This window comes from Streptomyces sp. NPDC023527 (assembly GCF_055560115.1).
Map to the genome: position 1 here is coordinate 100,616 of NZ_JBVHJJ010000007.1, position 11,847 is coordinate 112,462.

An 11,847-nucleotide genomic window follows, 5' to 3' on the forward strand; every position below is an offset into this window, starting at 1 on the left:
CCAGGAGACCCACCGTGGCCTTGCACCTGACCGTCGATCCGGACGCGGCCGAACCGCCCTACGAGCAGATCCGCGCCCGGATCGCCGAGCAGGCCCGCTCCGGCGAACTCCCCGTCGGCTACAAGCTCCCGACCGTACGCGGCTTCGCCGAGGAACTGGGCCTCGCCGCGAACACGGTCGCCAAGGCCTACCGGGCCCTGGAGGCGGACGGCGTCATCGAGACGCGGGGCCGCAACGGCACGTTCGTCGCCGCCCTCGGCGACAGCGCGGCCCGCGAGGCCGCGACGGCGGCCCAGGCGTACGCGCAGCGCGCGCAGCGCCTGGGCCTCTCCCGGGAAGCGGCCCGCGCGGCGGCGGAGGACGCGCTGCGCGCGGTATACGGGTAGCGGCGGTCGGGCACCGCCGGTCCCGCCGGTGGGGGTTGCGCACCGCGGCGGCGGAAGGAAAGGTGCGACGCACCTTTCATCGGCCCCGCGCCGGGTCCCATAGGGGCAGGCCCGCCCCTATGTCCCCGCCACGACGGCGGGCAACCCCCATGGCGCAGCCCGGCGGTGCCGAACCCGCCGTCACGGGGCTACAGGTACAAGCCGGCGTCCGCGCCGTCATGCTGAGCCGGCACCGCCGCCGGCCCCGTGCCGCGCCGTAGAGCGAACAGCTCCGCGAGTGTCGCGCCCTCGCGGCCCACGCCCTCCTCCGTGCCGAGCCAGCCCGTCGCCTCCTTGCGGGTCAGCGGGCCCACCTCGATGCGGGCCAGGCAGCGGCCCGGGCGGACGACCGCCGGGTGGAGGCGCTCCAGGTCCTCGTTCGTGGTGACGCCGACGAGGACATTGCGGCCCTGGCCGAGCAGCCCGTCCGTGAGGTTCAGCAGCCGGGAGAGCGCCTGGCCCGCCGTGTGCTTGGCCTCGCCGCGGATCAGTTCGTCGCAGTCCTCCAGCAGCAACAGCCGCCAGCGGCCCTTCGCCGACCCGTCGTCCTCGCCGATCGCGATGTCCATCAGATAGCCGACGTCGTTGAACAGCCGCTCCGGATCCAGCACACAGTCCACCTGGCACCAGTCCCGCCACGACCGGGCCAGCGTCCGCAGCGCGGACGTCTTGCCCGTGCCCGGCGGCCCGTGCAGGAGCAGCAGCCGGCCCGCGATGTCGTCGGGGGTGACCTTCATCAGCCGGTCCATCGCGTCGGCGACCGGCGCCGTGTAATTGGCCCGGACCTCCTCCCACGTGCCCGCCGAGATCTGCCGCGTCGTACGGTGCGGGCCGCGCCGCGGCGAGACGTACCAGAAGCCCATCGTGACGTGCTCGGGCTGCGGTTCCGGCTCGTCCTCGGCGCCCTCGACCGCCTGCCCCAGCACCGACTTGGCCAGCTCGTCGGTGGTCGCTGTCACGGACACGTCCGCGCCGCGGTTCCAGCGGGAGATCAGCAGGGTCCAGCCCTCGCCCTCGGCGAGGGTCGCGCTGCGGTCGTCGTCCTTCGCCGAGCGCACCACGCGCGCCGCCGGCGGCAGCAGCGTCTTCCCGGACTTGACGCGCTCCACGGAACGGCTGTGCGCGTACGGCTGCTCGCCGGTGGCGAACCGGCCGAGGAAGAGCGCGTCGATGACGTCGGACGGCGAATCGCTGTCGTCCACGTTCAGCCGGATCGGCAGGGAGCTCTCCGCCGGGGTGGGGGCCGGGTCGGTGGACAGGGTCTGCCTCCTGGCTGCGGGACGTCGTTCGGCACACATGAGCCCCATGATCCGGCACCCGGGGCGCTCGCGCACCCAGGTTTTCTCCGGATCCGCCGGAGTTCGCCCGGAAGGCACCGCACACCGATTCGGTCGCGGATACCCTTGCCCGTGATGGGACGTCATCGGGTGGGGCGGGGGATTTCCGGGGCGAGGCGGTGGCGGGTCATCGCCCTGTGCGGAGTCGGCGCGGTCGCGCTGGCCCTGTTGATCACCGTGCTCGTGGGCGGCCTGCCGACCGGCGCGCCGGACGGCCCGGCGGCCCGGGTGCCCGCCGACGTCGGCTGGGGCTTCACCCACACGCAGTACAGCGCCGACCACGGCGAGGACACCGCCCGCAAGGCCGCGGAGAAGCTCCTCGCCGACGATCCCATGCCGCAGAACCAGCACATCATGGGCTGGGGCGCCGACAACCCCGAACCCCGTCCCGGCGCCTACAACTTCAAGGACCTCGACCGGCGCGTCGCCCTGATGCGCAGGACCAGCGGCACGCCCGTCCTCACCCTCTGCTGCGCCCCGGACTGGATGAAGGGCGGCGGTTCCCGTACCGACTGGTCGCAGAAGTCCCTGGAGAGAGCGCCCGACCGCGCGCACTACAAGGACTTCGCGAAGCTCGCCGGAGTGATCGCCAAGCGCTATCCGGACGTCCGCTACTTCATCGTCTGGAATGAGTTCAAGGGCTTCTTCGACGAGTCCAGGAACCGCTGGAACTACGAGGGCTACACCGAGCTGTACAACCTCGTCCACGCGGAGCTGAAGAGGCAGAACAAGGCCAACGCCGTCGGCGGCCCCTATATGAGCCTCGACAGCCATGCCCCCGGCGACAGCTCCAACGCCTCGTCCCTGCGCGGCCCCTGGGGCGCCGTCGACCAGCGGGCCCTCGACGCCATCACCTACTGGAACGACCACAAGGCGGGCGCCGACTTCGTCGCCGTCGACGGCTCCAGTTACACCCGAGACGACAACCGCCTGCTGCCCGACGAGTTCGGCGCCACCCAGAAGTTCGCCGACGCCACCACCTGGCTCCGCAAGACCACCGGCCTGCCTGTGTGGTGGTCCGAGTGGTACGTGGAACCGGGCGACGCCAACGACGACCGCAAGGGCTGGACAGAGCAGCACCGCACCGCCGTCCAGGCCACCGCCATGATGCGGCTGGCCGCCGCCGGCGCCGCCGCGGCCTTCTACTGGAACCCCCAGGAGACGACCGCCGACTGCCCCGGCTGCCTGTGGCGCAGCACCGAACTGAAGGACGGCGGCAGCGGACTGTCCATGCTGGACCTGCTGTCCCGCTTCGCCAAGTCCTTCCCGCCCCGCGCCGTCCTGCGGACCCCCGAGCTCACCGGCACCGGCCGCGACCAGGTGCACGCCCTGGCCACCGACGACACCGCGCTGGTCGTCAACACCCAGGACCGCGCCCTCACCGTCACGGTGGACGGGCGGGACGTCGACCTGGGCCCGTACGAGGTCCGCTGGCTGCCCTGACGGCCCGCGCTACGACAAGGTCGCGAGCCGCTGCACCAGCGCCGCCAGCAGAACCACCAGCAGCGGCAACGCGAACCAGTACGAGCCCTGCAACCACCGCAGCTGCCGCACCCCCGGCCCCGCCATCACCCGCACCAGCTCCCGCGCCGTCAACAGCACCAGCAGCGCCCCCGCCGCCAGCGCCCCGACCACCGTCACCGGCGTCCACGTCACCCGGGGGCCGGCCGGACCCGGCCGGGGCCGCGGGGCCTCACCGGCGGGCGGCGACTTCAGTTCGTACAGCACCGCGTCCTCATTGGACAGCACCCGCCTCAGCTCCGGCCGGCCGTCCAGGGCGCGCCGCATCCGGCCGTCCCAGTCCGGGGCGTAGCCCGCGTCGAGCTCCAGATACACCGACTGGCCGCGGTTGACCATGATGTAGGAGTGCGGACCGGCGCTCCGCAGCGCCGCGAGGAGGTCGTCCACCCGGGCCGGGTCACGCGGGGCGAGCGTCGGTTCGTACAGCACCCGCTCCATGTCCCGCGCGCCCCACGGCATGGCGGGGGTGACGCTCTTGACCGGGTCGCCGCTCATCCACAGCAGCCTTACCGTCGGCCGGTCGTGCGCGTACACGAAGTCCATGGCGGCGACCTCGCCGGGGCGCACCCGTTCGAAGGGCTCGTTGCCCCAGCGCGCCACCAGGAACCCGAAGACCAGGACCAGCCCGGCCACCAGCGCGGCCAGCGGCCCCGCGACGGCCCGCCGGGGCGCGGCGGTGCGGGGGAAGAACGCGAGCGCGACCAGCACGCAGGCGCCCGGCAGTGCGAACAGGAAGACGCGCAGGGCCACTTCGCCGCCGTAGGACTGCATGCCGAAGGCGAGGAACGGCACGGCGGTGAGCACCAGCAGCGCGACATCGCCGAACCCGGCCCGGCGCCGCCGCCACCAGCCGAACGCGGCGAACGCCAGGACACCGGCGGCCAGGGCGACCCGGACGTAGAGCACCAGCTTGTGGGTGGCGCTGCCGCCCTCGATCCGGCCCGAGACGGAGGAGGAGACATTGCCGCCCAGGGAGCCCAGCCCGCCGAACAGCTCGTCGAAGTGGCCCGACCAGTACGGCTCCGCCAGGAACCCCACCCACACCGCCAGCATCACCCCGCACAGCAGGGGCAGGCCGCGCAGCGTGGAGCGGCGCGTGAGGACCAGCGCCGTCAGGACCCCCAGCATCACGAACGGCGTGAGCTGGTGACTGGCGACCGAGGCGGCGAACAGCGCGATCAGCACCACCAGCAGCGCGCCCTGCTCCCGGCGGCCGGTCGGCGCCACCTCCGACTCGCCCGGCAGCAGCCTGCCGCGCAACTGCCGGGGCCAGCGGAACCACACCAGGAGCACGGCCACGAACAGCAGATAGAAGAGGTAATTGAGGGACTGCGGGGAGAAGTAGTCCTGCCCGACCCAGCCGCACAGGACGAACAGCCAGGCCGCCGTCCACTTCGCCCGCCAGCCCGCCCGCACGGCCCGCAGCAGCAGCGCCAGCGGTGCCAGGCACAGCAGCTGCATGACCGTCGGCCACCAGCAGATCACCTCGGTCAGGTCCACCACACCACAGGCCCTGGCCGCGAAGGCGGCGACCGCGAAGAACCCCGGCCAGCTCCAGCGCGCGTCCAGGTCCGGCGCGGCGACGCCGGTGCGGTCGATGAAGTCCAGGAAGCCCAGGTGCTGCCAGGCCGTCGCGAAGCGCGGCGCGTCCTCCAGCACCGCGGGCACGGCGTGCAGCGACACCACCGTCAGCAGCAGCACCGCCGTCAGCAGCACACGGCGCTGCGTGCCCAGCCACAGCGCGGCCGCGAACGCCACGACCAGCAGCGCGGCACCCACCAGCGTGGCCACCGGCAGCACGGACACCAGGCCCAGCCCGCCCATGGAGTCCAGATCCGCCTCGCCCATGGAGGCCAGCGGCGTCCAGTACAGCGCGAGCGCGGCCACGAGCAGCAGCCAGACGCCCGCCTCGGCGACGCGCCGCCACGGAACCGGCCGCCGGGCCGGCGCGGCCTCCGGGGCGGCCGGGCCGGGCGGCGGGGACTTCGACACGGAGACCTTCGGGGCGGACGGCGTCGGCGCGGCGGGCTTCGGCGGGACAGCGGGGGACAAGGCGACGGCCTCCGGGGCGTGACGGAGATCGGGGCGCCTCTCCAGATGATCGAAGTCCAGCCGCACCCCCAGCGGCATCGTGTCCGCGTCCAGCGCGGCCCGCAGCGCCCAGCGGGTGCCGTAGCCGCCGCCCTCGCGCTTCCCGGCGGCCGGCGGGGAGCCGGCCTCCTGCCCTAACCCCCGGCCGATGCCGCGGCGCGCCTCCCGCGGGGCGTCCCGCCGGTCACCGCGGACCGCCAGATCCGCCAGATCGCCGTCCGGCGCCACATCGGGCGCGTACGCCACCGGCGGCGCCGAGGGCGGCCCCGCATCGGCCTTCAGTGTCCGGCGCAGCCGGAACGCCGCGATGGAGGCGATCACCGTGAGGCTGCAGATCTCCGCGACGCCCGCGCCGATCAGCCCCATCCGCGGCAGGAGCAGCAGCGTCAGCCCCAACACCAGCACGCACAGCAGCCCCTGGAGATAGGCCAGCCCGGCCGTGCGGCTCTGCGCCCGAAGCACCGCGAAATAGACCTCCATCACCACCCGCAGCGCCGCCCCCACCGCGAACCAGCGCAGCAGCGGGGTCGCCGCGTCGGCGTACCCCTGGCCGAAGACCCGCAGGATGTACGGCGCCAGGAAGAACAGCAGCGCGCAGCCCGGCACCATGATCTTGGCCATCCGGCGCAGCACCGCCCGGCAGTTCTCCGCGAGCCGGGCCGGGTCGTGCGAGCTCTCCACCGTCAGGGACGCGCCCATGTTGATGGCGAGCAGGTTGATCGTGCCGCCGATGGTGGAGGCGATGTAGAAGTAGGCGTTGTCGGCGGAGCTGACCTGCGCGGCGACGATCACCGGGATGAGGTAGACCACGGCCAGCGAGAACAGCGAGCCGGTGTAGTCACCGGCGAGGAAACGCCCCACCTCGCGGTAGGACACCGGCCGCGCCGTCGCCTCCGTCGCCGCCACATGGCGGGGGACCAGCCGCCGGAACACCAGCCAGCCCAGTGGCAGCACCGATACGCCGATCGAGACGACCCAGGACATGAAGACCCCGGACGCCGGCAGCGCCGCCGCCATCCCCACCAGCAGCACCAGCTTGACCGCCGAGAAGACCGTATTGCCCACCGGCACCCAGAACGCCCGGCGCAGCCCGGTCAGCACCCCGTCCTGGAGGGTGAGCAGCGACCAGGCCACGACGGCGACGACGAACCCCAGGCCCGGCAACGGCCCGTCCAGGAGGCCGTACCCCCACGGACCCCACTGATTGAGCACCACCAGGAAGACACCGGCCGCCGAGGCGACGAACAGCGAACTCCCGGCGTACGTGCCGAAGACGAGTCGGCCCGTCCTGCGGCCCGCGACGGGGATGAACCGGGCCAGGGCCCCCGTCAGGGTGACCGCGGCGATCCCCGCCAGGAGCTTCATCATGGCGATGGCCGCCGAGCCCTGGCCGACCGCGTGCACGGAGTAGTACCGAGCGGCGATCAGCCAGTAACCCACACCGAGGACGGCGCTGATGCCGGTGTTGACCATCAGCGCGAAGGCGTTGCGGAACAGCGGGCTGCCGCCGCCCCGCCCCGGCAGCCGCAGCCTGCGGCCCACCGACCCCTCCGTCTCCCGAGCCTCGGTGCGGGTGGACGTGTCAGACACGGGCTTCGCTTGCCTTCCTGACGACCTGGCGGGTTCTGCGGACCACGGCATACCCCTTCGTCAGGGTTCTGTCCCTGACGAAGAGCCGGGCCACCCCTCGGCCCTCGACGAGCCGTTCGAACTCCGCCAGCCCGGTCGTGCGGCGCACGGTCACCCGCTCCAGGGCGTACGGCCCCTGCGGACGGGCGGCCAGGCTGTTCCCCACGGCCAGGGACACGGCGAAGCCCGCGTGGCGCACCGTGCGCCGCACCCGACGGTCGGAATAACCGTAGGGATAGGCGAACGACACGGGCGGGTCGCCCAGTTCCTCGGCCAGGATCTCACGACAGCGCTGAACCTCGAACCACAGCTCGTCGTCGGGCAGTTGATCGAGTTGCGGATGTGTGTGGCTGTGCCCGCCGATCTCGACCCCGGCCGCGGCCAGCTCCCGCACCTGGCCCCAGCTCAGCATGAGATCGAGCGCGCCACCGGCGTCGTGCTTCCCGCGCAGCCATCCCGTGGAAGCGAACAGCGTCGCCGTGAAACCATGCTCGACGAGCGCCGCGAGGGCGTGCCGGTGCACGCCCTCGTAGCCGTCGTCGAAGGTGATCAGGACCGGTTTCGCGGGGAGCCCGTGGCCGGTGCGCCACGCCTCGGCCAGCCGCCGGGCCGTCAGCGGGGTGAACCGCAGGTCGGCCAGCAGCCGCATCTGTGCCGCGAACGCCTCGGGGGAGACCGACAGCCCGTACGTCGCACGGGACGGCGAGTGCGCCACCGAGTGGTACATCAGTATCGGAACACGGTCCTCGGTCATCTCCCGACCTCTCCCGGTCTGGTCCGGTCGGGGGGTACCGTCACCTCCGCCACCGCGAACCGGCCCCCGCCCCGGTGCGCCCGAACCCGGCCGAGGGCGTAACCCCCGGCCGCCGCCGCCATCCCCGCCACGATCGCCCCGGCCCGCGCCGCGCCGCCGGGCCTGCCCAGCAGGGCGTCCCGCACCCCCCGCGCGATGCCCGCCGGCAGCACGCGCGTGGTGTACCGGCGCTCCGTCTCCAGGCCCGCGCGGGCGCCCACGCTCCGCGCCACCAGGGCCTTCGACAGGCCCTCGGCGTACGCGCGGGTGCGGAAATAGCCGAACCGCTCGCGGGCGGCCGGCACCCGGTGGTGGATCACCGACCGGTCGTCGATCAGCAGCACCGCCTCCGGCATCGCCCGGGTCAGCCGGATGCACAGCTCCGTCTCCTCGCAGCCCAGCGGCAGCCGGTCGCCGTCCCGCCCGATGCCGCTGGCGAAGCCGCCGGCGACGGCAAACGCCGACCTGCGGAAGGAGGCGTTGCCGCCGAGGACATTGCGCACCGGGACCCGCCCCGGCGGCAGCCCCCGGTAGGTGCACCCCACGACCCAGTCGAACTCCTCGGGGAACCAGACGGGCCGGCGGCGGGACTCCCAGACGGGCTGGGTCCGGCCGCCGACCGCCATGACCCGGGGGTCGGCGTACGCCTCGGCGAAGTGCCGCAGCCAGTCCCGCTCGGCCACGGCGTCGTCGTCGAGGAAGGCGATCACCTCGCCGGACGAGGCGGTGACGCCGGTGTTGCGGCCCGCGGACAGGCCGCGGGGGCCCGCGTTGGCGAGCACCCTGACCCCGTCCGCGGCCGCCCCGGCGCCGTCGTCCCCGTACCGCTTGGCGAGCCTGCGCAGCAGCGCGGGGTTGTGGTCCACGACCACCAGCGTCTCCAGCGCGGGCCACGACTGGTCGCGCACCGAGGCCACCGCGGCGAGGATGTCGTCCCAGCGGTCCTCGGTGTAGACACAGATGACCACCGAGACGTCCGGCACGGCGGCCGGGGCGGTGGGGGAAGTGGGGTTCAAGACACTTCCCCGCGGTTCGCGGCGGGTGCGATGGCCAGGTGTTGCGGCCGCCGGCGGCGCGCGCCGCGCTCCTGCAGGATGACCTTCAGGACCCGCAGTCCGTCCCGTACGGCCCGCAGATTGCTGGTGCCGTGGATGCGGACGAACTCATGGCTGGGAATCTCCTGGACGCGCAGTCCGGCCTTGACGACTCTGATGTTCATCAGGGTTTCGACCTCGAACCCGGCGCAGTCCAGGGCGATCTCGTCCAGGCAGCGCCGCCAGAAGGCGTTGTAGCCGTAGCAAAGGTCGGTGTAGCGGGCACCGAACTTGTGGTTGACGATGGAGCACAGGACGCGGTTGCCGAGCTTGCGGATCGGCGTCATGTCGTCCGTGCCGCCGCCGTTGGCGAAGCGGGAGCCCTTGGCGAAGTCCGCGCCGCCGACCAGCGCGGAGACATAGCTGACGATCTCATTGCCGTCGGCCGAGCCGTCGGCGTCGACCATGACGATGATCTCGCCGGTGCAGGCGGCGAAGCCCGTGATCAGCGCGTCGCCCTTGCCCTTGCCCAGCTGCTGGACGACCTTGACGTCCGGCCGCAGCTCCCGGGCCACCCGGATGGTGTCGTCGGTGGAATTGCCGTCCACGAGGACCACCTCGTGGATCCACTCCGGCAGCGTCTTGAAGACGTACGGGAGGTTCTCCGCCTCGTTCATGGCCGGGATGACGACGCTCACCGGTGGCGCTATCGCGAAGTGCGATGTCACCGGGCGATAGTGGCCGGTGGTCACCGGCTCTTGATCGGCCGCAGGCCGCAGGAAGGAACTCATTCCGAAGATGTCCCTCTCGTCCGGTGGACCGCCCGCCCCGGGCGGTCCAGTGATGTATCCGGTTCGAAAAGGGGGTTTCCCGCCTCACCCGGGCGGCGACGAACTACCGCATGGGCAAGGTGAGTTGGTAACGGTTGCTGGTCGCGCGACAGCGCGACTCGGCGACTGTGGTGACCGAACGCGGCACCCCCCACCGCGCCCCGCCCCGGACACCATCGCGACGCTTGAGCCCTCCCCTTGAGCCGCTCTCATGATGGGCCGATGCGGGTGGATGTACGACGGTATTGATGGTTGAGACTGTATGGCAAGAGGTGGTGCGGTGACTCCTCCTTTGGGGGTTTTTTGGGCCCGATTCCCACGTCCGGTTGACGTTCCGCGCCATTGACGGCGCACGCCCGGCGTGGTGTGCCTCAACTCCCCTCGCGAAAGCGCCCCAACCGCTTGAGCAGCCGGTCGGCGGGCTCGAAGAGTTCGGGCCGGGCCAGCACGGTGTTGCGCAGCGCCCGCACCGGCGCACGCCGTACCCGGTGCCCCAGTGCGACGGGGTGACGCCGCGTCACCCACCCCTCCCTGACGCTGAGTTCGCGGGTCTTCAGGGAGTCCTTGTACGCCTTCTCGCCGCGCCCCAGGTCCAGGTAGGCCATGCCCGCGGCGGCGGCTCCCTCCGCCATCCGCAGGTGCAGCACCAGGCCCGGCGAGTACTTCGCGTAGGCCGGGTCGTAGGCCGGGAACCAGCAGGCCAGCACCGAACGGGAGCGCAGCCCGAAGTGGGCCGCGATCGGCCGGTCGCCGGCGTAGAGGACCGACAGCAGCCCGCCGAAGGTCTCCGTGCGGGTGTGGAAGAGCTGCTCGACCAACAGCTGTATCCACGGCCGTGCGAAGCGGTCGCTGCGGCCCGTCCTCCGGTATTGCGCGGACTTCCAGCCGATCAGCGTGCGCAGCGCGGCCGGATCGCGTTCGTCGTGCACGTACCGCACCTCGCCGATGTCGCGGCCGAGCCGGCGCTCCTTGGCGAGGGTGGTGCGGGTGAACTTCGGCGACTGCTTGCGCAGCACCGTCAGATAGGGCTCGAATCCCTGCTCGACATCGACGACGGGCGAGCTGTACGAGCCGGAGGCGCCGGTCTCGAACGGCTTCTGTCCCTCCACCAGATGATCGAACTCCCACACGGACAGCCCGCATGCGAGCAGCAGCTCGCGGGCGTCCCACTGGAAGCCGGGCCGGTGCACCAGCCCCTGGGCGTCCGAGACGCCCAGGCCGATCGCGCGCCCCACGCCCAGCGCCGACCGCTGGTACGGGAAGAAGCCGGCCGGCCGGCCGTCCTCGCGGACGACCGCTATCCGCACCCCGCTCCGGCAGCGCCCCACGGCCAGGGTGAACTCCGGTGCGAGGAACGGATTGGCGAGCTGGGGCGAGCCGTCCTCGGCCGCCCGTGACTGCAGGGCCGACCAGGCGGCCCGGTCGGCCGCCGAGAGCTCACCGGGCCGGTACACGCTGATGTCCACCTCAGGAAGCCCGACTTCTCGCCGCGCGGCCCCGATGCCGCCGCGCGTGGGCCAGCAGGAACAACAGAAGGCTGACGGCCGCCACCGCGGCGACACCGCCCCGCACCGTCCAGGCGTGCAGCGCGAGCATGATCTGGGCGACGAGTACGTCGACGGCGACGGCACCACCGGCCGCCACCACCGAGCGGCTGAGCGGATCGAGCCCCCGCAGCGCGGCCGCCACGGCGCACGCGGGCGCGACGATCAGGAAGAACAGGGTGAACGGCGCGCGCAGGGGTGAGCCGATGTCGGCGAGCGCGAGCGCGGCGCCGGCCCCCGCGATGGCCGCGGCGGCGCCCGCGACGACGGGGAGGGACTCCCCGGACGGTGCTCTCCTCCCGGTGTCACCCGAGCCGGCGGACGAAGCGGCGGCCGATGGGTCGGCTGGACTGTTGGGATCGGTGAGACCGGTGGGATCTGTGAAGCTCTGCATTGGCGACTTTGCCCCCCGAAGCGCCGGATGCCGAGCTTCAATGTCGCGCAATCGGCGGAGGCCCGTCAAGATGTGAAGGCCGTGCAAGCGGGCTCCGGTTACGCCGTCGAGCCGCAACCGGAGTCTTTCCCGTGGATGAACTTCCGCGGAAATCTGTCGGCCCGTCAGAACTCCGCTTGCACCCCCTCCGGCGTGCTGTTGAGTGTTCCACTTTCCTCACACTTTTGTCATGGACACTTCCGGAAACCC

General features: G+C 72.5%; 9 protein-coding genes. 2 read left to right on the forward strand and 7 right to left on the reverse strand.

The window, feature by feature from the left end; genetic code table 11:
* Positions 1-14: 14 nt before the first annotated feature.
* Positions 15-386 (forward strand): GntR family transcriptional regulator, encoded by a 372-nt coding sequence (locus ACZ303_RS15770; protein WP_467339222.1) that lies wholly within the window; start codon positions 15-17, stop codon positions 384-386.
* A 188-nt stretch (positions 387-574) separates the two neighbouring features.
* On the opposite strand, the gene ACZ303_RS15775 is transcribed toward ACZ303_RS15770, so the two are convergent.
* Positions 575-1,723 (reverse strand): DUF5925 domain-containing protein, encoded by a 1,149-nt coding sequence (locus ACZ303_RS15775; RefSeq protein ID WP_467339223.1) that lies wholly within the window; start codon positions 1,721-1,723, stop codon positions 575-577.
* Positions 1,724-1,837: 114 nt separating this feature from the next.
* On the opposite strand from ACZ303_RS15775, the gene ACZ303_RS15780 reads away from it, so the two are divergent.
* A complete protein-coding gene (locus ACZ303_RS15780; RefSeq protein ID WP_467339225.1) occupies positions 1,838-3,205 on the forward strand; it encodes a xylan 1,4-beta-xylosidase in 1,368 nt (455 codons plus the stop codon).
* 9 nt (positions 3,206-3,214) lie between these two features.
* Here ACZ303_RS15780 and ACZ303_RS15785 read toward each other — a convergent pair whose 3' ends face one another.
* The 6 genes from ACZ303_RS15785 to ACZ303_RS15810 form a co-directional block, all read right to left on the reverse strand.
* The gene (locus tag ACZ303_RS15785) at positions 3,215-6,964 is read right to left on the reverse strand and encodes a lipopolysaccharide biosynthesis protein (protein WP_467339227.1); all 3,750 of its coding nucleotides are present in this window, start codon (positions 6,962-6,964) and stop codon (positions 3,215-3,217) included.
* Positions 6,957-7,757 (reverse strand): polysaccharide deacetylase family protein, encoded by an 801-nt coding sequence (locus ACZ303_RS15790; RefSeq protein ID WP_467339229.1) that lies wholly within the window; start codon positions 7,755-7,757, stop codon positions 6,957-6,959. The genes ACZ303_RS15785 and ACZ303_RS15790 overlap by 8 nt, the downstream gene beginning before the upstream one ends.
* Positions 7,754-8,812: a glycosyltransferase family 2 protein gene (locus ACZ303_RS15795; protein WP_467339231.1), complete on the reverse strand. Its 1,059-nt coding sequence runs from the start codon at positions 8,810-8,812 to the stop codon at positions 7,754-7,756. Before ACZ303_RS15795 ends, ACZ303_RS15790 begins: the two co-directional genes overlap by 4 nt.
* Positions 8,809-9,621 carry a glycosyltransferase family 2 protein gene (locus ACZ303_RS15800; RefSeq protein ID WP_467339233.1) on the reverse strand — a complete coding sequence of 271 codons (813 nt, stop codon included), beginning with the start codon at positions 9,619-9,621 and terminating at the stop codon, positions 8,809-8,811. The genes ACZ303_RS15795 and ACZ303_RS15800 overlap by 4 nt, the downstream gene beginning before the upstream one ends.
* A 410-nt stretch (positions 9,622-10,031) precedes the next feature.
* Entirely contained in the window at positions 10,032-11,126 is a 1,095-nt protein-coding gene (locus ACZ303_RS15805) for a GNAT family N-acetyltransferase (protein WP_467339235.1), read from the reverse strand.
* Position 11,127: 1 nt separating this feature from the next.
* A complete protein-coding gene (locus tag ACZ303_RS15810; RefSeq protein ID WP_467339237.1) occupies positions 11,128-11,598 on the reverse strand; it encodes a hypothetical protein in 471 nt (156 codons plus the stop codon).
* Between the last annotated feature and the right edge of the window lie 249 nt (positions 11,599-11,847).